At 62.8% G+C, this 25779-nt stretch carries 27 protein-coding genes; 7 read left to right on the forward strand and 20 right to left on the reverse strand.

From position 1 onward, the window contains the following. Window positions 1–2: 2 nt before the first annotated feature. The 6 genes from nrdH to VSX56_RS13995 all read right to left on the reverse strand — a co-directional run bounded on the left by nrdH (window position 3) and on the right by VSX56_RS13995 (window position 6846). A complete protein-coding gene (gene nrdH / locus VSX56_RS13970) occupies window positions 3–227 on the reverse strand; it encodes a glutaredoxin-like protein NrdH (RefSeq protein ID WP_349295193.1) in 225 nt (74 codons plus the stop codon). Window positions 228–857: 630 nt separating this feature from the next. Continuing rightward, window positions 858–1742, reverse strand: a complete 885-nt coding sequence (purU, locus tag VSX56_RS13975; RefSeq protein WP_350937965.1) for a formyltetrahydrofolate deformylase — start codon at window positions 1740–1742, stop codon at window positions 858–860. A gap of 84 nt (window positions 1743–1826) precedes the next feature. After that, entirely contained in the window at window positions 1827–2381 is a 555-nt protein-coding gene (locus tag VSX56_RS13980) for a sarcosine oxidase subunit gamma (protein WP_350937967.1), read from the reverse strand. Beyond that, window positions 2374–5319: a sarcosine oxidase subunit alpha family protein gene (locus tag VSX56_RS13985; protein WP_350937969.1), complete on the reverse strand. Its 2946-nt coding sequence runs from the start codon at window positions 5317–5319 to the stop codon at window positions 2374–2376. The genes VSX56_RS13980 and VSX56_RS13985 overlap by 8 nt, the downstream gene beginning before the upstream one ends. Next, window positions 5316–5585, reverse strand: a complete 270-nt coding sequence (locus tag VSX56_RS13990; RefSeq protein WP_350937971.1) for a sarcosine oxidase subunit delta — start codon at window positions 5583–5585, stop codon at window positions 5316–5318. The genes VSX56_RS13985 and VSX56_RS13990 overlap by 4 nt, the downstream gene beginning before the upstream one ends. 10 nt (window positions 5586–5595) lie before the next feature. Continuing rightward, entirely contained in the window at window positions 5596–6846 is a 1251-nt protein-coding gene (locus tag VSX56_RS13995; protein ID WP_339115315.1) for a sarcosine oxidase subunit beta family protein, read from the reverse strand. A gap of 110 nt (window positions 6847–6956) precedes the next feature. Here VSX56_RS13995 and VSX56_RS14000 point away from each other — a divergent pair, with 110 nt between their 5' ends. Next, window positions 6957–7907 (forward strand): GlxA family transcriptional regulator, encoded by a 951-nt coding sequence (locus VSX56_RS14000; RefSeq protein ID WP_350937973.1) that lies wholly within the window; start codon window positions 6957–6959, stop codon window positions 7905–7907. A gap of 31 nt (window positions 7908–7938) precedes the next feature. Here the strand turns inward: VSX56_RS14000 and glnT are convergent, their stop codons facing one another. From glnT to queD, 8 genes are all read right to left on the reverse strand, one after another. Next, a complete protein-coding gene (glnT, locus tag VSX56_RS14005) occupies window positions 7939–9243 on the reverse strand; it encodes a type III glutamate--ammonia ligase (RefSeq protein ID WP_350937975.1) in 1305 nt (434 codons plus the stop codon). 68 nt (window positions 9244–9311) lie between these two features. Beyond that, on the reverse strand, window positions 9312–10637 hold the full coding sequence (locus VSX56_RS14010) for an FMN-binding glutamate synthase family protein (RefSeq protein WP_339115318.1): 1326 nt from the start codon (window positions 10635–10637) through the stop codon (window positions 9312–9314). 11 nt (window positions 10638–10648) lie between these two features. After that, the gene (locus VSX56_RS14015; protein WP_350937978.1) at window positions 10649–11332 is read right to left on the reverse strand and encodes a GXGXG domain-containing protein; all 684 of its coding nucleotides are present in this window, start codon (window positions 11330–11332) and stop codon (window positions 10649–10651) included. A gap of 3 nt (window positions 11333–11335) precedes the next feature. Beyond that, window positions 11336–12223, reverse strand: coding sequence for a class II glutamine amidotransferase (locus VSX56_RS14020; protein ID WP_339115320.1), 888 nt, complete (start codon window positions 12221–12223; stop codon window positions 11336–11338). A gap of 167 nt (window positions 12224–12390) precedes the next feature. Next, window positions 12391–13026 carry a helix-turn-helix domain-containing protein gene (locus tag VSX56_RS14025; protein WP_350937980.1) on the reverse strand — a complete coding sequence of 212 codons (636 nt, stop codon included), beginning with the start codon at window positions 13024–13026 and terminating at the stop codon, window positions 12391–12393. A 63-nt stretch (window positions 13027–13089) separates the two neighbouring features. Next, window positions 13090–14433, reverse strand: coding sequence for a dGTP triphosphohydrolase (dgt, locus tag VSX56_RS14030; protein ID WP_339115322.1), 1344 nt, complete (start codon window positions 14431–14433; stop codon window positions 13090–13092). Between the two features lie 60 nt (window positions 14434–14493). Then, window positions 14494–15219 carry a 7-carboxy-7-deazaguanine synthase QueE gene (queE, locus tag VSX56_RS14035; RefSeq protein WP_350937982.1) on the reverse strand — a complete coding sequence of 242 codons (726 nt, stop codon included), beginning with the start codon at window positions 15217–15219 and terminating at the stop codon, window positions 14494–14496. Further along, window positions 15216–15569, reverse strand: a complete 354-nt coding sequence (gene queD, locus VSX56_RS14040; protein ID WP_350937984.1) for a 6-carboxytetrahydropterin synthase QueD — start codon at window positions 15567–15569, stop codon at window positions 15216–15218. The genes queE and queD overlap by 4 nt, the downstream gene beginning before the upstream one ends. A gap of 264 nt (window positions 15570–15833) precedes the next feature. Here queD and VSX56_RS14045 point away from each other — a divergent pair, with 264 nt between their 5' ends. Further along, window positions 15834–16175 carry a zinc ribbon domain-containing protein YjdM gene (locus VSX56_RS14045; protein WP_350937986.1) on the forward strand — a complete coding sequence of 114 codons (342 nt, stop codon included), beginning with the start codon at window positions 15834–15836 and terminating at the stop codon, window positions 16173–16175. A 23-nt stretch (window positions 16176–16198) separates the two neighbouring features. On the opposite strand, the gene VSX56_RS14050 is transcribed toward VSX56_RS14045, so the two are convergent. From VSX56_RS14050 to VSX56_RS14060, 3 genes are read right to left on the reverse strand one after another with little or no spacing between them, the layout of a single operon-like run. Continuing rightward, on the reverse strand, window positions 16199–17122 hold the full coding sequence (locus tag VSX56_RS14050; protein WP_350937988.1) for a TIM barrel protein: 924 nt from the start codon (window positions 17120–17122) through the stop codon (window positions 16199–16201). Window positions 17123–17126: 4 nt separating this feature from the next. Next, entirely contained in the window at window positions 17127–18158 is a 1032-nt protein-coding gene (locus VSX56_RS14055; protein ID WP_339115327.1) for a Gfo/Idh/MocA family oxidoreductase, read from the reverse strand. Window positions 18159–18205: 47 nt separating this feature from the next. Then, the gene (locus VSX56_RS14060; protein ID WP_350937990.1) at window positions 18206–19372 is read right to left on the reverse strand and encodes a Gfo/Idh/MocA family protein; all 1167 of its coding nucleotides are present in this window, start codon (window positions 19370–19372) and stop codon (window positions 18206–18208) included. A 318-nt stretch (window positions 19373–19690) separates the two neighbouring features. Between VSX56_RS14060 and VSX56_RS14065 the strand changes: the two genes are divergently transcribed. The 4 genes from VSX56_RS14065 to VSX56_RS14080 are packed head-to-tail and all read left to right on the forward strand — an operon-like array spanning window position 19691 to window position 22284. Then, window positions 19691–20419: an energy-coupling factor ABC transporter ATP-binding protein gene (locus tag VSX56_RS14065; RefSeq protein WP_350937992.1), complete on the forward strand. Its 729-nt coding sequence runs from the start codon at window positions 19691–19693 to the stop codon at window positions 20417–20419. Then, window positions 20394–21041, forward strand: coding sequence for an energy-coupling factor transporter transmembrane component T family protein (locus tag VSX56_RS14070; protein ID WP_349295209.1), 648 nt, complete (start codon window positions 20394–20396; stop codon window positions 21039–21041). The genes VSX56_RS14065 and VSX56_RS14070 overlap by 26 nt, the downstream gene beginning before the upstream one ends. Continuing rightward, window positions 21031–21576 (forward strand): biotin transporter BioY, encoded by a 546-nt coding sequence (locus tag VSX56_RS14075; RefSeq protein ID WP_339115330.1) that lies wholly within the window; start codon window positions 21031–21033, stop codon window positions 21574–21576. Before VSX56_RS14070 ends, VSX56_RS14075 begins: the two co-directional genes overlap by 11 nt. 30 nt (window positions 21577–21606) lie before the next feature. Then, entirely contained in the window at window positions 21607–22284 is a 678-nt protein-coding gene (locus tag VSX56_RS14080; protein ID WP_339115331.1) for a nitroreductase, read from the forward strand. On the opposite strand, the gene VSX56_RS14085 is transcribed toward VSX56_RS14080, so the two are convergent. Genes VSX56_RS14085 through aroQ form a run of 3 tightly spaced genes read right to left on the reverse strand, consistent with a single transcriptional unit; the run spans window position 22281 to window position 24883 of the window. After that, a complete protein-coding gene (locus VSX56_RS14085) occupies window positions 22281–23342 on the reverse strand; it encodes a thiolase family protein (RefSeq protein WP_350937996.1) in 1062 nt (353 codons plus the stop codon). The genes VSX56_RS14080 and VSX56_RS14085 overlap by 4 nt on opposite strands. Further along, window positions 23339–24442, reverse strand: coding sequence for an AMP-binding protein (locus tag VSX56_RS14090; protein ID WP_350937998.1), 1104 nt, complete (start codon window positions 24440–24442; stop codon window positions 23339–23341). Before VSX56_RS14090 ends, VSX56_RS14085 begins: the two co-directional genes overlap by 4 nt. 3 nt (window positions 24443–24445) lie before the next feature. Further along, complete coding sequence (gene aroQ, locus VSX56_RS14095; RefSeq protein ID WP_350938000.1) at window positions 24446–24883, reverse strand: type II 3-dehydroquinate dehydratase; 438 nt, start codon at window positions 24881–24883, stop codon at window positions 24446–24448. Between the two features lie 202 nt (window positions 24884–25085). Between aroQ and VSX56_RS14100 the strand changes: the two genes are divergently transcribed. Then, window positions 25086–25760, forward strand: a complete 675-nt coding sequence (locus VSX56_RS14100) for a GntR family transcriptional regulator (RefSeq protein WP_350938003.1) — start codon at window positions 25086–25088, stop codon at window positions 25758–25760. Window positions 25761–25779: the final 19 nt, after the last annotated feature.

Genomic DNA, 25779 nt, shown 5'->3' on the forward strand with positions numbered 1-25779 from the left:
GATCAGGCGACGAGGGTCGCGATACGATCCGGACGGAAACCTGCCCAATGATCAGCGTCGGTCACCACAACTGGGGCCTGACGGTAGCCAAGGCCGGTCACTTTTTCCATCGCCTCCGCATCCAGCGTCAGGTCGATCACATCATGCTCGATCCCGCGGGCATTGAGCGCGCGAATGGTGGCAGTGCATTGGACGCAGGCAGGTTTGGAATAAACCGTAATAGACATAGGCTCTCGACCCCGAAGCAAAGGGGCGGACATTCGGAAGGTGGATCGCATTTCTGCCAAACTCCCCCCGGACATACCGCCCGTGGACATTATCACTCATCAGATCCGCAGGAGGCGCCCATAAGGCCCGCTCTATTCTCCGTCTAGCGCCACAACAGTCCCCCAGGACCTGAAAAGCAACTTACCCTACGGAGGGTCCGACTCAACTTCCGAACCTCTACACGGAGCGGATATGGTATCCGGTTCCATCTGATGCGCTATATATAGTAGCTGAATTGCGTCTGAAGTCCAGAGGTTTTTAGCCATTCCCCGCGCTTCCTTAGGGGCGGAAGACCCCGCATCCCCGACAGCGCGCAACCGCCTGAATCGTTGGAGCTCTGGCTACAAAGAAGACCGCCGGAAGCAAAGACCGAAAAAAATAATTGTTGGGCTGGACGAAAGACGGGGGTTCTGCCACTCGAATCGCGGGCGCGGATTCGTCCACAGGACCGGTCGCCCAGAGCACAAGCCTAGCACGGATCCGCTCGCCTGTCCCCTACGTCAACATCACGCCTCAAATGCCCGATGGCCGCCCCGGGGGACGGCCATGGAAGATGCACACCACTATATCTAGGAGGAAGCTCTTACCGCTCAGCCCATACGCTCGGAGGAGAACGAGCCCGGAGAGGCGGGGAAGACCACCGTTTTCGAGCCGTTGATGAAGACCCTGCGATGGGCATGGGCATGGATCGCCCGCGCCAGAACCGCGCTTTCCACATCGCGCCCCAGCGAGACATAATCCTCGGGCGATTGCGCGTGGGTCACGCGCACCGTGTCCTGCTCGATGATCGGCCCTTCATCGAGATCGGCGGTCACATAATGCGAGGTCGCCCCGATCAGCTTCACCCCGCGGGCAAAGGCCTGCTTATAGGGGTTCGCGCCCTTGAACGACGGCAGGAAGGAATGGTGGATATTGATGATCCGCCCCGACATCTTCTGGCACATCTCGTCCGAGAGGATCTGCATGTAGCGTGCCAGAACGATCAGCTCGGCGCCTGCCTCCTCGACCACCTGCATGATGCGGGCCTCGGCCTCGGGCTTGTTTTCTTTGGTCACCTTGATGCAATGGAAGGGAATATCGTGGTTCACCACGACCTTCTGGTAATCCATATGGTTCGAGATCACGGCCACGATCTCCACCGGCAGCGCCCCGATACGGGCGCGATAGAGCAGATCGTTCAGGCAATGCCCGAAGCGCGAGACCATGATGACGACCTTCATCTTGGCCGCCTCGTCATGGAAAGCAAAATTCATGTCGAAGCCAGCCGCAACAGGGTCAAACTCGGCGCGCAGGCTTTCGACGTCATTGCCGGTCTCCGAGGCAAAGCTCACCCGCATGAAGAAATTGCCCGTCTCCAGATCGTCGAACTGGGCGCTATCGGTGATATTACACCCTTTATCGGCCAGAAAACCGGAAATGGCAGCGACAATCCCGCGCTTGGTGGGGCAGGTGACGGTCAGGCAATATTTGGTCATGACTATATCCAGAAATCTTTCGCCCGATCAGGTATGACCGATCGGCCGCAGGAAGAGAAGAGGCAGGGACACTACCCTAAAACATCAGCCAAGGCGCGCAGCGGCCTCAAGAAGCGTATGCCAGAGACTGCCGGCATAGGAGCGCATACCCCAGATCCGGCAGTGATCGGGCGCAAGCCGCAACAGAAAGACCGACATATGGTGCAGGCCGGTGCGGGTTGCCATGCCGGTGGCTTTGGCGGTATCGGGCAGGTTGACCAGCCGCTCGAGCAGCGCATCGAGGCCCGCCCCCGTTATGTCGAACGCCACCCAGCCATCGGTCTGCTCGGTGACCGAGGCGCCCGGGGCCTGCGCTTTGACCCATGCGGCGACGTCCTCCTCGGCACGCGCCTCGGCCTCGATCATCCATTGCCCCTGCCCCGCCCAGAAGGCGGTCAGCCCCGCGCCTTGCGCGAGTTGACCGGGTTCGGGCAAGGCCAGCCCCGCCAGCTCGCTCAGGCTCTGCCCGCGCCGCACAGCCAGCGAGGCCAATGCGATATCGGGGCGTTCGGTCAGGGTCAGCGCCCCCAGAGTTTCGGATCTCGGCGCATCGCCACCCAAAGCGGTCAGTGCAATCAGATTGGTTACAGTCTTAGTCACGGAGGCGCTCCCCCTCAGGATCAACGAAATGGGCAGGGACGATGCGGCAATCACAGCCCTGATTTTCCAGCGGGTTATAGGCGACAATCACCTCGCCCATCCGCGTCTCGCCGTTTTCCACAAAGCCAAGCGCGATATGGCTCCCGATATGGGGCGAATAGCAGGCCGAGGTCACCCAGCCCTGATCGGTCTCCATGTCGCGCCGGTCCCCACGGGTAAACAGATGCGACCCCGCCATGATCCGTTCTGCCGGATCCAGCGGTTGCAGCCCCACAAGCCGGCGCCTGTCAGCCGCCAGTCCCTCGCGGCGCGACATCACCGCTCCGATCGAGTCCTTTTTAGCGGAGACCATCCTGCCCAGACCCAGCATCTGCGCCGTGGTCTGGCCGTTCAGCTCCGCTCCCGCGGCATGACCCTTCTCGATCCGCAGCACAGCCAGTGTTTCTGTCCCGTAAGGCGTTACACCAAGATCGGCGCCCGTCTCCATCAACCGCTCCATCAGCGCATGGCCGAAACGTGCCGGCACCGCGATCTCATAGGCCAGCTCGCCCGAGAAAGAGATCCGGAAGAGCCGCGCCCGCAGGCCGCCGCAAATGGTCAGCTCTGCACAGGCCATGAAGGGAAACGCCTCGTTCGACAGGTCGAACCCGTCGACGATCCGCGACAGAAGCTCACGCGATTTCGGCCCCGCCACGGCAATCTGCGCCCAAGCCTCGGTGGTGGAGATCAGTTGCACATCCAGATCGGGCCACAGACATTGCCGCGCGAATTCCATCTGCCGGTAGCACAGCCCCGCATTGGCGGTGGTGGTGGTGACAACATAATGGTCTTCGGCCAGCCGCGCGCAGGTGCCGTCATCATAGATATGGCCATCCTCGCGCAACATGATCCCGTATCGCACACGGCCCACCGGCAGCGTGCCCATCATATTGGCATAGATCCGGTTCAAAAACTCGCCCGCGTCCGCACCCTGCACATCGACCTTGCCGAGCGTGGTCACGTCGCATAGCCCAACGCCCGCACGCACGGCCAGCACTTCACGGTCCACACTCTCGCGCCAGTTTGTCTCCGCGCCTTGCGGGAAATATTGCGCGCGCATCCATTGCCCGACCTCGACAAATTTCGCCCCGCGCGCCTTGGCCCATTCATGCGTGGGCGTCAGCCGCGTCGGGCGGAAATGCGGCCCCGTATCGCCTCCGCCGAGCACCCCCAGAGACACGCCGGTATAGGGCGGGCGGAAGATGGTGGTGCCGGTCTCTGGGATCGGTTTGCCGGTAAGTTCAGCCATGACCGCCAGCGCCGAGACATTGGCCGTCTTGCCCTGATCGGTGGCCATGCCAAGCGTCGTCCAACGTTTGAGATGCTCGACGGGGCGCATATTCTCCTTATGGGCCAGCGCGATGTCCTTCACCGTCACATCATTCTGGAAATCGACCCAGGCCCGTTTTTTGCCCGGCACATGCCAGAAGGCCGCCTGCTCCAGCGGTATATCCTCGGCCTTGGGCAGATCGGGCACAGAAGCCGCGATCCCGAGATCGCGGAGCGCGCGCGCCGCCGCCCGCGCGCCAGACGCCATCGCCTGCGCGGTCGAGCCCTCGCTATTGCAGGCCCCTGCGGGGATCAGCCCCGCAGGCCCGCCCTCACCCGGCACGAAGGCCAGCAGATCCTCGTTCCAGACCGGACGCCCGCGATGATGCGAGGCCAGATGCACATTGGGGTTCCAGCCGCCCGACACGCCCAAAGCGCCGCAATCGAGCCACTCGGCCTTATGCCCCGAGCGGATCTCGATCTTCTGGAGCCCGAGCCGCCCCTTGCTGCCCGTCACCACCGATCCGGCATAAAGGCGATAGTCACCCAGAGCCTTGGCATCGGTGCGCACATCCACCACGCCCGCCACCTTGGCACCTCTGGCCAGAAGATCGAGCGCCGTCCGGTGACCATCGTCATTATTTGTGAAGATCGCGATCCCGTCGCCCGCCTGCCGCACGGGCGCCACCGCCCAACGGTTGGCATAGGCGCGCATCGCGCCCGCCAGCATGATGCCCGGACGGTCATTATCGGCAAAGGGAATATGCCGCTCGGTAGCACCTGCGGCCAGCACGGTGCGCCGCGCGGTGATCCGCCAGAGCGTCTGGCGGACTTTCCCGCCCGCCTCCGCCAGATGGTCCGACACGCGTTCGACCGCGCCGTAAACGCCGTGATCATAGGTGCCGAACACCGTCATCCGCGTCATCACCCGCACATTGGGCATCGCGCGCAACTCGGCCTCGGTGGCGCGCAGCCAATCGGTCGCGGGCGCGTCATCCAGCGTATGGCTTTCGGCCAGAAGCCGCCCGCCCAAAGCGAAATCCTCATCGGCCAGAATGACCTTGGCCCCCGCACGGCCCGCGGTCAGCGCCGCCATCAGGCCCGCTGCACCACCACCGACCACCAGGAGGTCGCAATGCAGGTATCCGCGATCATAGGCATCAGGGTCGGGCAGGCCCGACAGCGCCCCGAGCCCCGCCGCCTTGCGGATCATCGGCTCGTAGAGTTTCTCCCAGAAGGCGCGCGGCCACATGAAGGTCTTGTAGTAGAACCCCGCCGCAAAGAAGGGCGACAGGAGATCATTCACCGCCAGCCAGTCGCGCTCGAGCGCGCCTGCATAATTCTGCGAGGACGCTTCCAGCCCATCATAAAGCTCTGCCACGGTGGCGCGGGTATTGGGCTCGGCATAGGCGCCGGTGCGCAGGGTCACCAGCGCATTGGGTTCCTCCGAACCTGCCGCCACCACACCGCGCGGGCGGTGATATTTGAACGAGCGCCCCATAAGCTGCACACCATTGGCCAGAAGCGCCGAGGCCAGCGTATCGCCCTGAAACCCCGAATAATCGGCCCCGTCAAAGCGGAAATTCAGCGGCGCATTGCGGTCCACCAGACCGCCAGACAAACGGCTCATTTCGCGCCCTCCGCGTTCATTGCAAGCTCGGCGCCCAAGATCTCGTGGGTCAGCGTGTTGCGGGTGACGATCAGCCACGAGCGGTCGCCCTGCTCGTGATACCAGAGCTCGCGATGCACACCTGCCGGATTGTCGCGCAGGAAAACATACTCGGCAAAGGCCGCCTCGCCCGCATCAGGCGCAGGCCGCGCCATCAGGGAGACATCGCCCAGATAAGTAAACTCCTGCGCGTCCCGCAGGCCAAGAAGAGGATGGGGTATCAGCATGATCTGGGCCTCAGTGCAGGTTCGGTTGGGCACCAACGCCCTTTTCATCAATGACATAGCCACGTGCGAAGCGGTCGAGCCGCATCTTCGCGGTGACCTCGTGGCTTTGCCCCGTGGCCAGAAGATGGGCAAAGCAGAAGCCCGAGGCCGGCGTCGCCTTGAACCCGCCATAGCACCAGCCCGCATTCAGGTAGAGCCCCGAGACCGGCGTCTCGTCGATGATGGGCGAGCCATCCATCGACATATCCATGATGCCGCCCCAATTGCGCAACAGCCGCGCGCGCCCGATCATCGGCATCAAGGCCATGCCGCCTTCGAGCACATCCTCGACCACCGGAAGATTACCGCGCTGTGCATAGGAATTATAGCCGTCGATATCGCCGCCAAAGACCAGCCCGCCCTTATCGGACTGGCTGATATAGAAATGCCCCGCGCCAAAGGTGATCACATTGTCGATCAGCGGTTTCAGCCCTTCGGATACAAAGGCCTGCAGCACATGGCTCTCGATCGGCAGGCGCATCCCCGCCTTTTCCATAACACGGCTCGTGGATCCGGCCACCGCCACACCGACCTTCTTCGCCCCGATAAAGCCGCGCGAGGTCTCGACCCCCTCGACACGGCCATTATTGATACGGAAACCCGTGACCTCGCAATTCTGGATGATATCGACGCCACGCTGGTCGGCGCCGCGCGCATAGCCCCAGACCACGCCATCATGGCGCGCCGTGCCCGCGCGGGGCTGGATCAGCGCCCCCTTGATCGGGAAGCGGGCATTGTCGAAATTGAGATAGGGGAGCATGCCCCGCAGATCGGCCGCATCCACCAGTTTCGCGCCAGCCTCCGAGAGCATCATCGCATTGCCGCGCCGACGATAGGCATCACGCTGTCCGTCGCTATGGAACAGGTTGTAGATCCCGCGCTGGCTGACCATCGAGTTGAAATTGGTCTCCTGCTCGAGGTTTTCCCACAACTTCATCGACAGCTCGTAGAAGGGCTGGTTTCCGGGCAAGAGGTAGTTCGAGCGGATAATCGTGGTGTTCCTCCCGATATTGCCCGAGCCGAGCCAGCCCTTTTCCAAAACCGCGATCTTCAGATGGCCGAAGTTTTTCGAGAGATAAAAGGCCGTCGAGAGACCATGACCACCGCCGCCGACGATGATCACATCATAGGCCGGTTTGGGCTCGGGATCGCGCCACAAAGGCCCCCATCCCTTATGCCCCGTCAGCGCCTCTTTCAGCACCCTGAACCCTGAAAACTTCATGACCTGCGCTCCTTTATCTGGCTCAGGCTATGCGGGATCAGATGAATAAACTTCTTTATATACGCCATATACTATCGTAAAAATGCCATTAGGATTAATCGGGCAAGCCTATGCAACATATCGCCTTTCTGCTTCTGGACGGCTATGCGCTAATGTCCACGGCCTCGGCCCTCGAGCCATTGCGCGCGGCCAACCAGTTCCGCCCGGGCAGCTACGAGATCACGATTCTCGCGGGCCAGGAGCGTGCGGTCTCCTCGATCGGGTCGGAATTTCCGGCACGCCCCTTCCGCACGACCCCGCCCGAGTTCGATCTGGTCTTCGTGGTGGCGGGCGGCGATCCGGCCCGCGTGAGCGACCCTGCCCTGATGGCATGGCTGCGTGAGGCCGACCGGAAGGGCGTGGCCTTGGGCGGCATCTCGGGCGGGGCGCTGGTCCTTGCACGGGCGGGGTTGCTGGAAGGGCGGCGTTTTACCGTCCATTGGCATCATTATGAGGATATCGAGGCGATGGGCGGCGACTGGCTGCTGGAACGGCGGCTCTTTGTGATCGACCGCAACCGCTATACCTGCGCAGGCGGCACAGCGCCTCTGGATATGATGTATGCGCTGATTACACGTGATTTCGGCACGGGCTTCGCACGGCGGATCGCGGACTGGTTCATGCAGACCGAGGTGCGCGGGCCCGAGGCCCCGCAAATCGCCTCGATCGAGGCGCGATACGGGGTGATGCCGCCTGTGGTGACCGCCTGTATCGAGCTGATGGAAAGCCATATCGCCGATCCGCTCGACCAGAGCCAGTTGGCAAGCCTTGCAGGTGCCTCGCTCAGGCAGGTGCAGCGGCAGTTCAAATCGGCCATGGACCGGACAATGATGGAGGTCTATCGCCAGATCCGTCTGGAGAAGGCACGCGAGCTGATCGTGAACACGCGGCTGCCGCTCTCGGAAATCGCGCATCTGACGGGTTTCGCCACGCAGTCGCATTTTACCGACCGCTTCCGCGAGGCCTATGGTCATGCGCCGCGCAGCCTGCGCGACAAAAAAAGCCCGACGTCACGAGAGTGAGCGCCGGGCATCAGGAGGGGTAATTCCGCGCTCAGATATCGAGCGTATTGTCCTTTTCCCATTGCGAGAAATGCGACACGAAGGACGTCCATTCCTGCATCTTCATCTTGATATAGGAGGCCGAGAACTCCGACCCCATCGCGGCTTTCAGCCCCTCATCGGCGTCAAAATTGCGCAACGCATCGAGCAGGTTCAGCGGCAGGCGCGGCGCATCCTTCACCTTGTAGCCTTCGGCATACATGTCGATGTCATGGCGCGGCCCCGGATCGGCCTTGGAGCGGATGCCCGAAAGCCCCGCCGCGATGATCACCGCCTGCAACAGATAGGGGTTCACCGCCCCATCGGGCAGGCGCAGCTCGAACCGGCCCGGACCGGGAACGCGGACCATATGGGTGCGGTTATTGCCGGTCCAAGTGACCGTATTGGGCGCCCATGTCGCACCAGAGGTCGTGCGTGGCGCATTGATCCGCTTATAGCTATTGACCGTAGGGTTGGTGATCGCGGCCAAGGCTTCCGCGTGCTTCATGATGCCGCCCAGGAAGGTGCGGCCCTGATCCGAGAGGCCCAGCTCTTTGGACTTATCGGCAAAGGCATTGACCTTGCCCTCCAGATCCCAGACCGAGATATGCGCGTGGCAGCCATTGCCCGTCAGCCCCTCGATGGGTTTGGGCATGAAGGTGGCGCGCATACCGTGTTTCTCGGCGATCGACTTCACCATGAACTTGAAGAAGCTGTGGCGGTCGGCGGTGACCATCGCATCATCAAAGCCCCAGTTCATCTCGAACTGGCCATTGGCATCCTCATGGTCGTTCTGATAGGCACCCCAGCCGAGCTCCAGCATATAATCGCTGATTTCGGCAATGATATCATAGCGCCGCATCACGGCCTGCTGGTCGTAGCAGGGTTTGGCCGCGGTATCATAGGGGTCCGAGATCTGATCGCCCTCAGGCGTCAGCAGGAAGAACTCGGCCTCGATACCGGTCTTTACCCGCAGCCCCTCGGCCGCCGCCTCATCGACCAGTTTCTTGAGCACATTGCGCGGTGCCTGATCCACCGGCTCGCCTTCCATCACGCAATTGGCCGGAACCCAAGCCACCTCGGGCTTCCATGGCAGCTGGATCGCGCAGGCGCTATCGGGGACCGCCAGCATATCGGGATGGGCAGGCGTCAGATCGAGCCATGTGGCAAAACCCGCAAATCCCGCGCCGTCTTCTTCCATATCGGTGATCGCCTGCGCGGGCACCAGCTTCGCGCGCTGGCCCCCGAAGAGATCCGTATAGGAGACCATGAAATATTTGACGCCCTTCTCGCGGGCAAACGCGGCCAATCCTGCCATCTGAACACCTCTTATCCCTGTTGCATGGGGCGGGGCGTTTGCCGCCCTCGCCCTGTCTTCCGGCTGGCTCAGAAGCCGCCCTTGCCCGGCCACCAGTTGGTGCCCGCCAGCGGCACCTGCGCCATCGCGGCCGCTTCCATCGTCAGCGCGCACAGATCCTCGGGCTCGAGATTATGGACATGGTTATGGCCACAGGCCCGCGCGATGGTCTGGCATTCGAGCGTCATCACGTTGAGGTAGTTGCGCAGACGCCGCCCCGCCGCGACCGGATCGAGCCGCTTCATCAGCTCGGGGTCCTGCGTGGTGATGCCCGCAGGGTCGCGGCCCTCATGCCAGTCGTCATAGGCGCCCGCCGTGGTGCCGAGCGCGTTATATTCGGCCTCCCAGCGCGGGTCGTTATCGCCAAGCGCGATCAGCGCGGCCGTCCCGATCGCCACCGCATCCGCGCCAAGGGCCAAGGCCTTTGCCACATCAGCCCCCGAGCGGATACCGCCCGAGACCACCAGCTGCACCTCGCGGTGCATGCCGAGATCCTGCAGCGCCTGCACGGCGGGGCGGATACAGGCCAGCGTCGGCTGGCCAACGTTTTCAATGAACACATCCTGCGTGGCGGCCGTGCCGCCCTGCATGCCATCAAGCACCACCACATCGGCACCGGCTTTCACCGCAAGCGCCGTGTCGTAATAGGGGCGCGCACCCCCCACCTTGATATAGATCGGCTTCTCCCAATTGGTGATCTCGCGCAGCTCCAAGATCTTGATCTCCAGATCATCGGGGCCGGTCCAGTCGGGGTGACGGCAGGCCGAACGCTGGTCGATCCCCACCGGCAGATCGCGCATCCCCGCAACCCGTTCGGTGATCTTCTGACCCAGCAGCATCCCGCCACCGCCCGGTTTGGCGCCCTGCCCCACCACGATTTCAATCGCATCGGCGCGGCGCAGGTCATCGGGGTTCATCCCGTAACGCGAGGGCAGATATTGATAGACGAGCTTCTCGGAATGGCCGCGTTCTTCCTCGGTCATGCCGCCATCGCCGGTGGTGGTCGAGGTGCCCGCGAGGCTGGCCCCGCGCCCCAGAGCCTCTTTCGCATGGCCCGACAGCGCGCCAAAAGACATGCCCGCAATGGTGATCGGGATCTTGAGCTCAATCGGCTTCTTGGCAAAACGTGTGCCCAGAGTCACCGAGGTGTCGCATTTCTCGCGATAACCTTCCAGCGGGTAGCGCGACATTGACGCGCCGAGGAACAACAGGTCGTCGAAATGCGGCACACGGCGTTTTGCGCCGCCCCCGCGGATATCATAGATACCGGTCGCCGCGGCACGGCGGATCTCGGAATTGACCTCCTTGGAGAAGGTCCAGCTCTGGCGCGGTTCGGTCTGCGGTGTCTTTTCCATCTACGCGCTCCTCAATATTCGTCTGCGTGGTCGATGTTGAAATTGTAGAGCTTGCGCGACGAGCCGTAGCGTTTGAACTCTTCGGGTTTGGCATCGGCGCCGGTCTTCTCGAGAATATCCTTCAGGAAGGCGATATGCTCGGGGCGCATCTCCTTCTCGACGCAATCGGCGCCCAGCGATTTCACTTTGCCGCGCACAAACAGACGCGCCTCATAAAGGCTGTCGCCCAAGGCATCGCCCGCATCCCCCAGCACGACCAGATTGCCGCGCTGCGCCATGAAGGCCGACATATGGCCGATATTGCCATGCACCACGATATCGATCCCCTTCATCGAGATCCCGCAGCGCGACGACGCATTGCCCTTGATGTTCAGGAGCCCACCACGACCAGTGGCACCGGCATATTGGCTGGCATCGCCCTCGATGGTGACCATGCCCGACATCATATTCTCGGCCACCCCCGGACCGGTCGAGCCCTCGACCGTCACCGTGGCTTCCTTGTTCATGCCCGCGCAGTAATAGCCCGTCGAGCCCTTGATGGTCACGCTCAGCGGGCCATCAAGCCCCACGGCCACCGCATGGGAGCCGCGCGGATTGGCGATGTCAAAAGCTTCGTTCTTGCGGTCTTTTGCTGCCGCTTGCAGGGTGGAGTTCAGCTCGCGCAGCTCCATCTGCGACATATCCAGAACGGTCATGGATCAACGCTCCCAGAAATAGACAGTGGCGGGTTCGGGCTCCCAGACACGGGCCGCCTCGATCCCCGGCAAATCGGCGAAGGCGCGGTATTCGGAGGCAAAGGCCACATAATCCTCGGTCTCGGCCATGATCGCGGGCTTGCAGGCGATCGGGTCACGCACCACGCCAAAGCCGTTCTTGGTGCCGGTGACAAAGGTGAAGAACCCGTCGAGATCCTTCAGCGTGCCTTCCAGCGCCTCGCCAAGGCTCGCGCCCTCGGCAATGCGCGAGGAGATATAGGCCGCCCCCACTTCGGTATCATTCTCGGTCTTGGTGAAGACACCCTTCTTGGCCAGCTTGCGGCGCATCGAATTGTGGTTCGAGAGCGAGCCGTTATGCACCAGACATTGGTCATCGGCGGTCGAGAACGGGTGCGCACCTTGCGTTGTCACGGCGGATTCGGTCGCCATACGGGTATGGCCGATGCCGTGGCTGCCGCCCATTTCACGGATACCGAAGCGTGCCGCCACATCCTTGGGCAGGCCGATCTCCTTGTAGATCTCCATGCTTTCGCCCACGCCCATCACGCGCAGCCCCTTGGCCTCGACGGCCGCCAGAAGGGCAGCCTCGGCTTCCATCGGCGCCTTGATCACGGCATGGGTGGACACAACCTTCACCGACACCCCAACGCCTGCGGCCTTGGACAGATCGTCTTCCAGACCCGCAAAATCCACATCCGGCGTATCCGATTGCACGGTGATCTTCACACCATCGCTCTCATCGCCATAGATCGCGATCCCCGCACTATCGGGGCCGCGTTCGGTCATGGTGATCAGCATATCGGTCAGCATATCGCCCAGCTTCGGGCGCAGATCGTCCTTCTTCAGAAAAAGGCCAACAATCCCACACATAGGTCATCTCCCAGACATCGAGACCGGCGCCAGCGCGCCTTCCTCAACATCACTAAGGAGAATTTTTTATTCCTAATAGGAAAATAATTACGATCCCGATCACCGCCCCGCCATTGCCTAGAATTTAGCCGCCCTCGCGCATTGATGGTCACGCGTTGGGCGCCCGGTCAACGCGATTGCGGATAGGTGATGACCGACAGATAACGGATCGGCAGGTCCGAGAGATCCTCCGGCCCATGCGGCGCATCCGCATCGAACAGAAGCGAGTCGCCCGGTTCCAGCACATAGCGCTGGTCGCCATGGCGATAGGTCATCGTACCATCGATCATATAGAGAAGCTCAATCCCCTCATGCTGGAAGATGGGGAATTTGTCCGACGGGCTTTCAAGCGTGATCATATAGGGCTCGACCACCACGCCCGAATTATTCGAGCCGATATGGCCCAGCAGCTGGTATTGATGACCGGCCCGCGTGCCCTCGCGCTCGATCTCCACGCCATCGCCGGCCTTCACATGCATGCAGCCGCGCGCTTCCTCGTAGCCCGAGAACAGCTGCACCAGCGGCACGCGCAGCGCATGGGCCAATGTGGAAATCGTCGAGAGCGAAGGCGAGGTCACGCCATTCTCGATCTTGGACAACATCCCCACCGAAAGCCCCGCCTGCCCTGCAAGATCGGCCACCGTCATCCGCTGGCGCTTGCGCAGCTCGCGCACCTGACGGCCAATCGCCACCTCGAGATTCTTCTCGCGGATCTCGCGCACGGCATGGGGGTTCTGTTGCAACCCCTTCTTGGTCTGTGGCACCTCTGGCTCCTTCGCTATCCTCGAAGGGCCATCTTGCAAGAAATTTTCCTCTCAGGAAAGACTTCAGATCCCCGACAGCATCCGCGAAATCCGCAGCGCATAGCGGTCGGTCATGCCCGAGACGAAATCCCCCATCGCATGCAGCGCCGTCTCGGGGCTGCGCACATCACGCAGATCGAGCCCCAGCACCCGCACCACCTGCGCCGAATGCGCATCGAGTGCTTCCGCATCCCAGCCTTTCGCGCCAAGCCTGTCATAGATCGGCGCGATACCATCGAGCACATTGCCGATGATCCGGTAACCCGACACCTCCAGCTCGGTCTTGCGCGGGGCGGTAAAGATACGCGCCTTGGCCAGCGCACGGATCGCCGCGAACTGCGCGCCCAGACGCCCCGCCTCCACCAGCCCCTGGCCGAAGGTGCCGCCCATGATCTCGCCGTAATTCTGTTTGAATGCCTCGAGGCAGCTGTCAATCGCCCGCCCGATGCTGAGCGCGCGCAGCAAAGCAATCTCCTCGGCCTGCGTCATGCCCTGAGCCCCACGATTGGGTTTCTCGGCCAGATTGAACAGCGCCTCGCGCACCACATCAAAGGGCAGCTCGCCGGTGGTGAAGGCATCCTCCAGATCGACGATATTATAGCAAATATCATCGGCCGCCTCGACGACATAGACCAGCGGATGCCTGCGCCACCATTGATAGGGGCCCACGGCAATCTGCGGCAGACCAAGGCTGGATGCCGCCTCGGCAAAGAGCCCCAGATCGGAATTGAAAATGCCGAATTTCTTGGCTCCGAAATAGCCCGCCGAGCGGTAATCGCTCAGCCCCGCATGTGTTGCCGCCGAGAGCGGGTATTTCATGAACGCGCCCAGCACCGCCTTCGACAGGCGCATACCGCCATCATTGCGATACATCTCCTTGCGCGCGATGATCCGGAAGCCTTGGGCATTCCCCTCGAAATGGCAAAATTGCGGGTGTAGCTCGGGGTCCAGATCACCGCAGACCCCGCGGGCCTCGTCAAAGGCACGGGCAAACCACGCCCCGATCGAGGCCTCGCCCGAATGACCGAAAGGCGGATTTCCGATATCATGGGCCGCGCAGGCCGCCTGCACGATATTGGCAATCGCGTTTTCCTCACCCGCTGCGATCTCGTCTTCCTCCACCAGCCATTGCCCGATGGACATCGCCAGAGACCGGCCCACCGACCCCACCTCGATCGAATGGATCAGCCGGTGATGGACATGGTCATGCTCGTAAAGCGGCTGCACCTGCGTCTTGTTGGCCAGACGGCGGAACGGCTCGGAGAAGACGATCCGGTCGTAATCCTGCGTGAAGATCGACCGGTTGCGGGCTTCCGAATATTTCCGGTCGCGCAGGCGTTCGTTCGACAGAAGGCTCGTCCAGTCCATGCTCATCTCCGTTGGGGCCGTCTCCTTCTAGCGCCCGAAGACAGCAAAGGCGAGACGCGATCACACGCCGCGTTTATTGCCCCAGATCATTACATGCAGCTGCGGCAGCACGCGCGGGCGGAACCATTTCGCCGCAATGGTCAGGTCAACCAGCCATTCGAGCCGCTTGGCCGCCTGATCCAGATCGACGGGCAGAGCGGGGTCCACCTCCGGATTGCCCGGTTGCAGATAAAGGGGAAGTTCGGGATAGCTCGCCGCCGCCGCACGGGCAAAGGCGAAATCCTCCTCGTCGAAAATGACGATCTTCATCACCACCTGCGTATGCGGCCCTGCGGCCTTCACACAGTCGTCGAACCGCTCCCAGACCACGCGCTCGCCACTCGAAGGGGGCTTGGGGCTCAGCACCAGCGTGTCGAGCATCCCGAACCACGGCGCGGGGATCGAGCCCTGGGTCTCGCAGGCAAAGCGGTAGCCCGCCGCCTGCCCCATCGAGATTACCGGCCCCAGATTCTGGATCGCCGGATTGCCGCCCGAAAGCGATACCGTCAGCGGACGGTTGCCCGAGAGATGCTGCACCTCGTCCCAGATCTCGGCGGGTGTCATCTTCTGCCATGTGTGGCGATACTGGCTATCCACGGCATGCAGGCTGTCACACCAGCTACAGCGGTAATCGCAGCCGCCGGTGCGCACGAAGACCGTGGGCTCGCCGATCAGCACGCCCTCACCCTGAATGGTGGGGCCGAAGATCTCCGAGATGCGCAGTGTCTCGATGCGATCCGCACTCATGGCCGGAACTCCGCCCAGGTCTTGGGCGTCTCCGACACCTTCACCGCCGTGACCTCGGGCCAGCGCGCCTTGCACCATTGATAGAAGTGATGCGCCATATGCTCGGCCGTCGAGGGGCAATCGAGCACATCATTGAGATGGCGGTGATCGAAGCGGGTGTCGATATAGTCCTTCAGATCCTTCAGCTCGTGATAATCGCGCACGAACCCGTCGGCATTCAGCTCGCTGGCCGACAGCTCGACCACCACGACATAATTATGCCCGTGCATCCGCGCGCATTGATGGTCGGCGGGCAGATGGATCAGCTGGTGCGACGCTGAAAAATGGAATTCTTTCGTGATGCGGAACATCAGGGCATCTCCTTGGCAACGGGCAGGACACACCATAATGCAACATCAAAGGGGCATGGCCCCTGTAGGATACTCCTCATAGCTCAGTCCTTGTTTTGATAACCGGGTAGGCTGCGACCGGTGATTTTTCCGATACCGTTTCTGATGGGCTCTTGCAAGACATAGGCGGGGATATGGAAAATGCCGCCACATCACATCTGATTATCAGCGCAAACCTATCGAATTTTCTTGCCAAATGGAGAGGTGCCCCCTATCGCAGGCGCCATGATGGATACATTGCCCCCCTGCCCCAATTGCGCCTCCGCCTATACCTACGAGGTCGACGCGCTGCTCACCTGCCCCGAATGCGGGCATGAATGGTCGGCGCAAGCCGCTGGCGACGATGCCGAGGTCATCCGCGATGCTGTTGGCAATATTCTGGCCGATGGCGACACCGTGACCGTGATCAAGGATCTCAAGGTCAAGGGCAGTTCCTCGGTGGTCAAGGTCGGCACCAAGGTGCGCGGCATCCGTCTGGTTAGCGGCGATCACGACATCGACTGCAAGGTCCCCGGCATCGGCCAGATGGGGCTGAAATCGCAATTCGTGAAAAAGGTGAACGAGTAAGGGCGCACCCTTACCCGTTTCTCTCAGACAAATCCCGTCTCGCGCAGATAGCTGCGCGAGGCCGCCAGATCCTCGAGGATCGAGCCGGTATTACGTGGATCGCGCTCCTGCTCGATGGTGATATAGCCGCCATAGCCCTTCGCTTCCAAAAGCGCATGGATGGCCGGATAATCGATCACCCCGCGCCCGATCGGGCACATCACCCCTTCGCCGCAGGCATCGAAGAACCGGATCTTGCGGCCCATCACATCGGCAAACACCTCCGCATCGATATCCTTGAAATGGATGTAATCGAGCCGGTCCCAGTATTTTTCAAGCGTGGCCACAGGATCCATCCCCGCATAGAGCGTATGGCCCGTATCCAGACAGAGCCCCGCCACCTCGGGCGGAATATCCGCCACCGGCCGTTCGATCTCGTCGGCAAACTCGATATGCCCGCCCGCATGCGGATGGATCACCGCCCGCACGCCATAGCCTCTGGCCACATCGGCAATCTGGCACAGGGTCTCCATCATCCCCGCCCATGCCGCGTCGGGCAGGCGCAGCGCGCGGTCACTGTGACCGGCGGCATAATCACGCGCGTCATGGCCCCAATCCATCACCGTCAGGTAGGGCGCGGGGAAACGCTGGCCCCCATGCGCAGGCGGCTGGGGCAGTGCCGTGATCAGCGCGCAGATCTCGCGGGTCTGGCGCAGCAGGTTCTCGCGATTGGCGGGCGTCACCAGATCATCGAAGATCGTGCCCGCCACGATGCTCAGCCCGCGTGAAACAAGCGCCTCGCCCACCAGAGTAACATCGAGGGGCATATAGCCATAAGGCCCCAGCTCCAGCCCACCGAAACCGGCATCACGCGCTTCATCAAGCACCTTCTGCCAAGGCGGAAGATGCGGATTTCTCACATCATCCACCCCCCAGCAGCAGGGCGCACAGGTCACGGTCACATCCATGCTCTCACCGCAGCGAAACGCTGCGCCCCTCTTCGGCGCTCAGCCGCGCGGCATCGAGCACCGCCAGCACCGCCACCGCCTCATCGGGCGTCACGGGCGCCGGTCCACCGGCTGCGGCGGATTTGGCAAAGGCCTCGTAATAGGCGTGATAGGCGCCCTGTTCGGAGGGGATCACCTCATCGCCTTGCCCGCGCAGGCGCAGCACACCCCAGTCTTCCTCGGCCTCATAGCCCCAGCCCGCCAGATCATCGACAGGGCGTTCGCCCGAGAAGATCTGCTTGGCCTGAATATCCTGGCCTTGCGAGATATAGCTGCCATTCGCGCCATAAAGCCGGAATTCCTTCATCACCACAGCGTTCATCTTGCTGGCCGAGAGATGCGAATGCACCCCGCTCTCGTGGCGCAGGGTGATCGTGTAACCCGCATCGGTCGCGCCCCCCTCCAGCTCGGCAATATCGAGCTGCGCATCGACCGAGACCACCGGCCCCAGCAGCGCCAGCGCCTGATCGACCATATGGCTGCCCAGATCGCGCAACAGCCCACCCTCGGGACCGGCCTCGACCGTCTCGGGGCTGTCCTGCTCGATACGCGAATGGAAGCGCCAGAGGTTGCCCAGCTTGCCCGCCGCCTTCACCGCCATCAGCGTGCGGAAATCGGCGTCCCACCGACGGTTGTGATAGACCCCCAGCGTAATCCCCGTCTCCCGCGCCAGCGCCGCGAGCGAACGTGCGGCCTCCGCCGAGGGCGCGAAGGGCTTGTCGGCCACCACATGCACGCCCTTGGCCGCTGCCTCGCGCACCAGCGCATCGCGGGTGGCAGGCGGGGTGGTGATGGTGACCGCATCAACCGTCCCACTGTCCAGCATCTCGGTCAGGCTGGAGAATATCGCCACATCGGGGAAATCGGCGCGCACCTTGGCAATGGTCGCCGGTGCCCGCGCCACGATCCCCGTCAGCTCGCAGCCCTTGGCCGCCTGAATATAGGGGGCGTGGAAATGCTGACCGCCCGTGCCGTAACCTACAACTCCAAATCGCATAATCGTCTCCTGATCCTCAATCATTTTCACCTGTTGCCGCGTGGCGCTCAGGCGTAATCCACCCAAGCCCCGCCAGCTTCGGCCGAGCGGATGCAGTTTTCAAGCCAACGCACGCCAGAGGTGCCAGCCGCCATATCGGGATAGCGCGCGGGCGGGTTTCCGGCGATCGCCTGCGCGATCCAGAGATAGATATTGGCCCATGAATCGCCCAGACCCTCGGTGTGCAGCGCCCCCATCCGGTCATATTCGTGCCCCTCCTCCTCCAGATAGGGCATCCCGTGATGCAGGATGCGCGACGGCTCGCCCTGCACCTCGTAAAGCAGCTCGTCGGGCCGCGCCGCGTGCCATTCGACCGAGGCCTTCGCGCCCACAAAGCGGTAGCGCTGCGCATCCATCTGCCCCGCATCGACCGAACTCACCCAGAGCCGCGCCCGTGCGCCATTGTCATAATGCATCAGCACCGTAGCATGATCCTCGAGCGGCGCGCGCGAGGGGATAAAGGCCGTGCGATCACACAGAAGCTTCTCGATCTTCAGATGCGGCAGCACGATTTCCGAGAGATATTGCAGATGGGTGCCGATATCACCCAGCACAAAGGTGCCCCCCGAACGCGCCGGATCGACCCGCCATTGCTGCGCCTCGGAGGCGCCCGTATCATCGCCCGCGTTGAAGCCGTGGGTATATTGCATATCGACGATACGGATCTCGCCCAGCATCCCCTTGGCCACCATCGCCGCCATCTGCGCCACCATCGGATGGCCGGTATAGCCATAGGTGACGCCCACAATCAGCCCTTTCTCGCGGGCCAGTGCGGCGATCTCGTCGCATTCGGCCACGCTGAAGAACAGAGGCTTTTCGCAGATCACATGGATCCCCGCGCTCAGCAGCGCCTTGGTGATCTCGTAATGGGTGAAATTGGGCGTGGCGACAGATACCACCTCGACCCCGTCCGCTCGCGCGGTTTCGGCCGCGATCAGCGCCTGATAGCTGTCGTAACAGCGCTCCTCGGCCACCCCGACGCGCATCCCGAAATCGCGCCCGCGCGCGGCATCCACATCGAAGGCCCCGCAGACCAGATGATAGGTCCCGTCGCGCAACGCGCCTGTGCGGTGCTTGTAACCTACCTGACCGGTGCGGCCACCGCCCACCATGCCCCAGCGCAAAGGCCGAGCCAGTTGCAATTCTCCGTTGATCATCATCCCCCCGATTTTCATCCGGCGCTCCCCGCGCGAAGCACGCCTGCGCGCGCCCCGCAAGCGGTTAATCCGCCTCTCCTCCACCCTCCCGCCAATGCGGGCCTCCTTGGGCATACGGGTGATGTTAGCGCCGGAAATTTCGCGGTAAAGTGGTGGCAGATGCCGCAAAGGGGCGCGCCGCGATTTTGTTTCATTCGTGAGAGCATGCCTGTGCAATGGCGAGACAATTCCATGGCTGCACCATATGCCTGACCTTGGTCAGGGACCGGTTTCTTGCAAATCCGCCCACTTTCCGGCAGGAGGATGAGGCCCGCACGCCTTGTCCGCAGGAACCCCATGGCCCACAGCCCCCGCCTGACACTCGACCATCTGACACTCGACCTTGCCGGAAAGCCGGTGCTGAAGGATCTGGTCTTCGACCACGAGATCCGCCGCCTCGGAATCGTCGGGCGCAACGGCTCGGGAAAATCCACCCTTGCCCGCGTGGTGGCCGGGCTGATCGAGCCCTCCTCCGGCACGCTCACCCTCGACGGGATCATCCCCGCCCGCGACCGTCACGCCGCCCTCAACCGCATCGGCATCCTGTTCCAGAACCCCGACCACCAGATCATCTTCCCGACCGTGTGCGAGGAACTGGCCTTCGGTCTGCGCCAGCAGGGGCACGGCAAGGCCGAGACCCAGAGCCTGATCGGCCGCATGCTCGCGCGGTTCGGTAAATCCCACTGGATCGATGCACCCGTCTCGACGCTCTCGCAGGGCCAGAAACAGCTGGTCTGCCTGATGGCGATCCTGCTGATGCAGCCGCAGCTGATCGTGCTTGATGAACCCTTCTCCGGCCTCGATCTGGCGATCCGTGGCCAGCTGACACGGCTCTTCGAAAGCCTGCCGCAGGCCCTTATCCATATCACCCATGATCCGGACTGCCTGCGGGGATATGACCACGCGCTCTGGATCCACGAGGGCGAAATCCGGCAGTCAGGCACACCCGAGACCGTCCTGCCCGACTATCTCGACTATATGAACCAAGCGGGGCTGGGCGATGATCTCTCTGACCTCACCGATTGAGACCCGCGCCCATCGCTGGCCCGCGGGGCCGAAACTGGCGGGACTGTGTCTGGCAACCGCCTTGCTGTTCGCCCTGCCCTCGCTGCCGCTGCAACTTGCGGCCTTCGCCATCATCGCGCTTCTCTACCTGCTCCCCGGCCTGCGCTTTGCCAAAGCCGGAGCAAAAGCGCTGCGTCCACTCTGGCCTATCGCGCTCGTGCTCGCCCTCTGGCACGGGCTGACCGCCGATTGGGCGGAAGGCGCGCGTATTGTGCTGCGCTTCACCACCGCCGTGGCTCTGGCCAATCTGGTGACGATGACCACCCGACTTGCCGATATGCTCGACACACTCCACTGGCTGACACGGCCCTTGGCGGCACTCGGGGTCAATACCCGCGCGGGCGAGCTGGCCATCGCGCTCACCATTCGCTTCACACCGATCCTTGCCCAGAAAGGCCAGATGCTGGCCCAAAGCTGGCGCGCACGTTCGGCCAAGCGCGCCAACTGGCATCTTGTGCTCCCCTTGGGGATTCTGGCATTAGACGATGCAGAACATGTGGCCGAAGCGCTGCGCGCGAGGGGGGGAGTAAACCCCGCGCCGCCCTCGGCTCCCAAGGGAGGAGACCCGACAAATGGAACGTAATCTAACGATGGTGGCGCTCTTTGCCGCGCTGATCGCCGCCCTTGGTCTCGTGCCGAGCCTTACGCTGGGCTTCGGCGTGCCGATCACCGCGCAGACGCTGGGCGTCATGCTGGCGGGCACCGTGCTGGGCGCCAAACGCGGGGCGCTGGCCGCCCTGCTGATCGTGGTGCTCGTGGCGCTCGGCCTGCCGCTTCTGGCCGGTGGCCGTGGCGGCCTCGGCATTTTCACCAGCCCCACCGCAGGCTTCCTGCTGGGCTGGCCTCTGGGGGCCTTTGTCACCGGCCTGATCACCGACAAAACCCGCCAGCTGCCACTGTCGGTCTCCGCCATTATCGGCGCAGTCATCGGTGGTATCGGGATCGTGTATCTGTGCGGCGTCATCGGTATGTCGATTGTGCTGGACAAAACCCTGATCGAGGCCACATGGCTGGTCACTGCTTTCATTCCGGGCGATGTTGTGAAGGCAGTGCTGGCGGGCTTCATCACACAGGGGCTCGCCAAAGCCCGCCCGCAAAGCGTCCTCACCAGACACTGACCGACGACTAGACAAGGACGACCCCACCGCATGTCGACAAGCGTGGAAAACCTGCTGAAGGCGCGCCAATCCACCCGCGCCTTCCTGCCCGACCCCGTCTCGCGCGAGACGGTCGAACATCTGCTATGGGCCGCGCGCCGCGCGCCCTCGGGGGCCAATCTGCAACCGGGCAGCTTCCATGCGCTGACCGGCGACGCCTTGGCCACGCTTGTCACCAATATGACCCGCGCCATCGACGACCATCGCCCGCAAGTGGCGGAATACGAATGGTTTCCCCGCCCGATCCCCGCGCATCTGAAAGCGCGGCAACGGGCGGCGGGCTATGCGCTTTACCAGAGCCTCGGCATCGAACGCCGCGATATCGACGGACGCCGCAGCCAGTTCAAGGCCAATTACCGCTTCTTCGACGCGCCTCTCGGGATCGTGGTCGCCATCGACCGGCGTATGGGCGAAGGTGGCTATATGGATCTGGGCATGTCGATCATGGCGCTGATGCTGGCCGCGCAGGACAAGGGTCTGGGCACGGTAGGGATCGGGGCATTGGCCAATTATGCCGATGTCGTCCATGAGACGCTGGGCCTGCCCGAGGACGAGATGGTGCTTTGCGGCATCGCCATCGGCACCCCTGACGAGAGCGCTGTGATCAACAGCTTCCGCACCGAGCGCGAACCGCTGGAGAGCTACGCCACCCTTCGCGGCTTCGACTAATCCCGATGGAACAGCAAGGCGGTGCCGATACCGCCTGCTGCCGCAATGGCGGCCAGTCCGGTCTCGCCCCTGGCGAGGTCATGGAAAAGCCGCACCACCAGTATCGCCCCCGAAGCGCCGATCGGATGGCCCCGCGCCAAGGCACCGCCTTTCAGGTTGACACGATCCGGATCGATCCCCGCCTTGCGAAGGCAGGCCAGCGCCTGCACCGCATAGGCTTCCATGATCTCCACGCGATCCGCCCCTGCCCCGTCAATCGCCTCGATAGCGGCGACTGGCGCGAGACCCGGCAGATCGGGTGTGGCGCCCAGCGTGCGGCCCCGCCCAATGCGCACACCGCGCCCTTGCGCCTGCGCCCCGGCCATCAGCACGCAAAACGCCGCGCCGTCGGCGGCCACCGCCGCATTGCCCGCCGTCACATCGCCCGCAATCACCGGACTGCGCGCCATCAGCTTGGCACTGGCCTTGCGCGCGAAAGGATCACGGCGGATTTCATTAATTTCCACAATTTCAGGAAACTCAGAACAAACTGTTTTCAAATGGCTTTCAACAGCCCACGCATCGGCTTCCTGGCGTGATATCCCGCAGAGACGGCCAAGCTGGTCCGCCGCCTCAGCCATATCGGGATCGCGCTCCGGCCAAGGGGTAAACGGTGCTTGAGTATAGAACTCCGGCCCCTCCGCCCGTTGAAACGCCCGCAGCGGGCGGCGCGAATAACTCTCTACCCCACCGGCAATCACGACCCGTGCCTGACCGCTGGCAATCAGCGCCTGCCCGAGCATGATCGCATCAAGCCCGCCCGCGCATTGCCGGTCAAGGCTCAGCCCCGCCACGCGCTCGGGCAGCCCCGCGCCCAAGGCCACGACCCGCGCGACATTTCCCCCCGGACCGATCGCATTGGAACAGATCACCTCGTCCACATCCTCCGGTCCGATCCCCGCATCCGCCAGACAGGCGGCAATCACCGGCGCGGCGATCTCGTGCGGGTCGAGCCCGGCAAAGCCCCCCCCGCGCGGCACAACGGCCGAACGACGTGCGGAGATGATGCGCACCGTCATATCATCGCCTCGAGCCGTTGCAGATCGGGCTTGCCGCTGGGCAGCAGCGGCAACGGATCGACCCGTTGCCAGCCATGCGGGGCCGCAGTCGGACCGACCCTGTGACGGAAGGCCGCCAGCGCCTCCTCGACCTGCGCGCCCTGTGGCCCCTGCCCGACCATCGCCCAGAGACGCGCCCCGCGCAGAGCGTCACGCCGCGCCACCACCGCAACCGGACAGCCCAGCCTTTCCGACAAAAAGACCTCCGCCGGTTCGGGGCTCACAAGATGGTCCAGCACCTGCACCACCCGCCCCTTGCGCCCTTGCACATAGACATACCCGTCGGCATCGATCTGGCCGATCTCCCCCACGGACAGAAACCCATCATCGGACCAGCGCGTCTCTGGGCTCCCGCCGAGCCCGTAACCCTCGAAAAGATAAGGGCTCCTCACCCATAACTCCCCCGCCCCGTCGGTCCGGATCTCGACCTCCGGATAAGCGCGTCCGACCGAACCTTCAGGCGCATCCCCCGGATCCAGTGTAATGAAACTCGTCTCGGAGGCGCCGTAGAATTGCGCCACCCGCGCCTGTGGAAACCGATGTGCCAGACGCTGCCGCAGATCGGCCGACAAGCGACCGCCGCCGATAATCCATTGCCGCAGAGAGGGCGCGTTGCCCTCGCCCATCAGGATCATCTCGGCCTGCGCGGGCGTGGCATAGACATGACTGACCCCGTGCGCGACCAGCTGGCCAAGCTGCCGGTCCGCCCGCAACCCCGACAGATCGACAAGCCCTGCCCCCGCCCATGCCGCCTCGAGCGCAGCATAGAGCGTCAGCGATTGCGCCATCGTTCCGGGGAGCCCGATCACCGCATCCTGCAAGCCGAAGATCGCCCCGTTGCGGACAAAGCTGCGCGTCCAGCTCTCGAGACTCCGGCGGATGCGTTTGGGCGCCCCGCTACTGCCGGAGGTGGTGCATTCGATATGGCCCGCATCGATAGCGGTGATCCCGTCCGGCCCGACGCGCACGCCCTGTCCGGCGGCGACCATCCCGCGCAAATGGCCGAATGTGCCCCGAGGGTCGAAAAGGATCGGCCCCTGCCAATCGATACAGGCCACCATCACTCAGCCCAGAAGGCTCAGGATATGGCGGACGGCAAATTCGTAGCCCTCGATCCCGCAGCCGCAGATCACGCCATCCGCACGTCCCGAAACATAGGAATGATGGCGGAAGGCCTCGCGTTTGTGGATGTTCGAGATATGCACTTCGAGGACCGGCCCTTCATAGGCGTTGAGCGCGTCAAGGATGGCGACCGAGGTATGACTATAGGCGCCCGGATTGATCACGATCGCGCAGGCTTTCTCACGCGCCTCGTGGATCGTATCGATGATCACGCCCTCATGGTTGGACTGGAACAGCGCGACCTCGGCACCGCCCGCCTCGGCGACGGCACGGCAGTTTTTCTCGATATCATCCAGAGTATCGCGGCCGTAAATCTCCGGTTGGCGCTTGCCGAGAAGATTCAGGTTTGGTCCGTTCAGGATATAGATTAACTTAGACATTGGTGCATCCTTTGACTCCATGCCACCGATCTATCGTGACGCGGCATCTGCGTCAAAGGACAGGACCTGAAGGCGCCGCTTTTCTCATGGGTTTGAGGCATATAATCGATGTTATTACACTTCGTCGATTTTTATAGCCATGTATACTATTTACAGCGTATAGATCGGCTTAAGTTAATATGAGTCCCATCTTCAGGTTATCATGCGCAAAGCAACCCTCGTCTCTACGCTCTATGATGCGTTACTGGACCGTCTTCTGAGCAATCAGTTGAAGCCGGGCGAAAAGATCAATCTCGACCGGCTCCGCGCCGAACTCGGTGTTTCGATCAGCCCCTTGCGCGAGGCTGTATCCCGCCTGACCGGCACGCGCCTCATTCAGTTCGAGGACCAGCGCGGTTATACCGTGTCGGAGGTCTCGCTCGTTGATTTCCACGAGGTAATGGAGATCTGCCGCAATAGCGAATGCTTCGCGCTGACCTGCGCCATTGAACAGGGTGACCTGCAATGGGAAAGCGACATCACCGCGGCCCTTTACCGCCTGCGCAACACCGAGGCCAATCTGCGCTCCCCTGAATGGGAGATCGCTCATCGGGACTTCCATCGGACCCTCGTTTCGGCCTGCAAGATGCCGCGTATCCATGCCATCATCGAACAGATCGCCATTGCCCAGAGGCGCTACCGCGGGCTGATTGACGCCCATGCGCTGAGCGACCGATCTGCAGATCACATCCAGCTCGCCGAGGCAGCTCTTGCGCGGGATGCCGAGCGCGGCTGCGAGATCATGCGCCAGCACATCTCCAGCGTCGAGCAGGAGATGACACTGTTGCTCCATGGCTATTTCGAGCGTGAGCGCGCGGGAGATATCGCCGCGCAATAGAGCCTGCCTCTGACGACAC

The organism is Thioclava kandeliae, from assembly GCF_040297545.1.
In the GTDB taxonomy this organism is placed as follows: domain Bacteria; phylum Pseudomonadota; class Alphaproteobacteria; order Rhodobacterales; family Rhodobacteraceae; genus Thioclava; species Thioclava kandeliae.

Bases quoted from the DNA above. Each gene is read 5' to 3' on its own strand.
- nrdH (WP_349295193.1), bottom strand. From the start codon at position 227: ATGTCTATTACGGTTTATTCCAAACCTGCCTGCGTCCAATGCACTGCC.
- purU (WP_350937965.1), bottom strand. From the start codon at position 1,742: ATGACCAAATATTGCCTGACCGTCACCTGCCCCACCAAGCGCGGGATT.
- VSX56_RS13985 (WP_350937969.1), bottom strand. From the start codon at position 5,319: ATGAGCCGTTTGTCTGGCGGTCTGGTGGACCGCAATGCGCCGCTGAAT.
- VSX56_RS13990 (WP_350937971.1), bottom strand. From the start codon at position 5,585: ATGCTGATACCCCATCCTCTTCTTGGCCTGCGGGACGCGCAGGAGTTT.
- VSX56_RS13995 (WP_339115315.1), bottom strand. From the start codon at position 6,846: ATGAAGTTTTCAGGGTTCAGGGTGCTGAAAGAGGCGCTGACGGGGCAT.
- VSX56_RS14000 (WP_350937973.1), top strand. From the start codon at position 6,957: ATGCAACATATCGCCTTTCTGCTTCTGGACGGCTATGCGCTAATGTCC.
- glnT (WP_350937975.1), bottom strand. From the start codon at position 9,243: ATGGCAGGATTGGCCGCGTTTGCCCGCGAGAAGGGCGTCAAATATTTC.
- VSX56_RS14010 (WP_339115318.1), bottom strand. From the start codon at position 10,637: ATGGAAAAGACACCGCAGACCGAACCGCGCCAGAGCTGGACCTTCTCC.
- VSX56_RS14015 (WP_350937978.1), bottom strand. From the start codon at position 11,332: ATGACCGTTCTGGATATGTCGCAGATGGAGCTGCGCGAGCTGAACTCC.
- VSX56_RS14020 (WP_339115320.1), bottom strand. From the start codon at position 12,223: ATGTGTGGGATTGTTGGCCTTTTTCTGAAGAAGGACGATCTGCGCCCG.
- dgt (WP_339115322.1), bottom strand. From the start codon at position 14,433: ATGGACTGGACGAGCCTTCTGTCGAACGAACGCCTGCGCGACCGGAAA.
- queE (WP_350937982.1), bottom strand. From the start codon at position 15,219: ATGAGTGCGGATCGCATCGAGACACTGCGCATCTCGGAGATCTTCGGC.
- queD (WP_350937984.1), bottom strand. From the start codon at position 15,569: ATGTTCCGCATCACGAAAGAATTCCATTTTTCAGCGTCGCACCAGCTG.
- VSX56_RS14045 (WP_350937986.1), top strand. From the start codon at position 15,834: ATGATGGATACATTGCCCCCCTGCCCCAATTGCGCCTCCGCCTATACC.
- VSX56_RS14050 (WP_350937988.1), bottom strand. From the start codon at position 17,122: ATGGATGTGACCGTGACCTGTGCGCCCTGCTGCTGGGGGGTGGATGAT.
- VSX56_RS14055 (WP_339115327.1), bottom strand. From the start codon at position 18,158: ATGCGATTTGGAGTTGTAGGTTACGGCACGGGCGGTCAGCATTTCCAC.
- VSX56_RS14060 (WP_350937990.1), bottom strand. From the start codon at position 19,372: ATGAAAATCGGGGGGATGATGATCAACGGAGAATTGCAACTGGCTCGG.
- VSX56_RS14065 (WP_350937992.1), top strand. From the start codon at position 19,691: ATGGCCCACAGCCCCCGCCTGACACTCGACCATCTGACACTCGACCTT.
- VSX56_RS14070 (WP_349295209.1), top strand. From the start codon at position 20,394: ATGATCTCTCTGACCTCACCGATTGAGACCCGCGCCCATCGCTGGCCC.
- VSX56_RS14075 (WP_339115330.1), top strand. From the start codon at position 21,031: ATGGAACGTAATCTAACGATGGTGGCGCTCTTTGCCGCGCTGATCGCC.
- VSX56_RS14080 (WP_339115331.1), top strand. From the start codon at position 21,607: ATGTCGACAAGCGTGGAAAACCTGCTGAAGGCGCGCCAATCCACCCGC.
- VSX56_RS14085 (WP_350937996.1), bottom strand. From the start codon at position 23,342: ATGACGGTGCGCATCATCTCCGCACGTCGTTCGGCCGTTGTGCCGCGC.
- VSX56_RS14090 (WP_350937998.1), bottom strand. From the start codon at position 24,442: ATGGTGGCCTGTATCGATTGGCAGGGGCCGATCCTTTTCGACCCTCGG.
- aroQ (WP_350938000.1), bottom strand. From the start codon at position 24,883: ATGTCTAAGTTAATCTATATCCTGAACGGACCAAACCTGAATCTTCTC.
- VSX56_RS14100 (WP_350938003.1), top strand. From the start codon at position 25,086: ATGCGCAAAGCAACCCTCGTCTCTACGCTCTATGATGCGTTACTGGAC.